The 395-nt window shown below is 51.1% G+C and carries 2 protein-coding genes; both read left to right on the top strand.

All coding sequences use genetic code 11. The features are described 5' to 3' along the window. The first annotated feature begins 49 nt into the window (after window positions 1-49). Window positions 50-241 carry a type II toxin-antitoxin system RelB family antitoxin gene (gene relB, locus ALO64_RS02155; RefSeq protein WP_004666885.1) on the top strand — a complete coding sequence of 64 codons (192 nt, stop codon included), beginning with the start codon at window positions 50-52 and terminating at the stop codon, window positions 239-241. Further along, the coding region (locus ALO64_RS02150) for a type II toxin-antitoxin system RelE/ParE family toxin (RefSeq protein WP_162232052.1) at window positions 231-395 on the top strand (165 nt) is incomplete at its 3' end. The genes relB and ALO64_RS02150, both read left to right, overlap by 11 nt.

Below are 395 nucleotides of genomic sequence, written 5' to 3'. Positions count from 1 at the left end.
TAAAGGCCCGGAAGGTTTAAGCTGTTGGGTATCTAAATAGGAGGTCTCTATGAGCACCCAACTTTCCCCCATCGTTTCCGAGTTCGAAACACAGGAACAAGCAGACAGCTACGACCGCTGGTTTCGCGCCAAGGTCCAAGCATCACTCGATGACCCACGTCCCAACATCCCCCACGATCAGGTGATGTCTGAAATGCGTGCACTCATCGAGTCCAAGAAGAATAAGCATAATGCTGGTTGAGTGGCGGCCCANNATACGGGCCGAACTCTGGAGCATTTTGAACTACATCACTGATCAAAGTCCGATGGCAGCCGAGAGGCTGAACCAGACTATTGAGGCGTCCACAACGGCCCTTCCACAACACCCTTATCTGTACCGATTAGGGCAAATTTAT

This window comes from Pseudomonas meliae (genome assembly GCF_001400515.1).
GTDB lineage: Bacteria > Pseudomonadota > Gammaproteobacteria > Pseudomonadales > Pseudomonadaceae > Aquipseudomonas > Aquipseudomonas amygdali.
Note: the sequence above shows the minus strand (reverse complement) of the source record. Positions and strands in the feature narration are given on the sequence as shown.

Bases quoted from the DNA above. Each gene is read 5' to 3' on its own strand.
- relB (WP_004666885.1), top strand. From the start codon at position 50: ATGAGCACCCAACTTTCCCCCATCGTTTCCGAGTTCGAAACACAGGAA.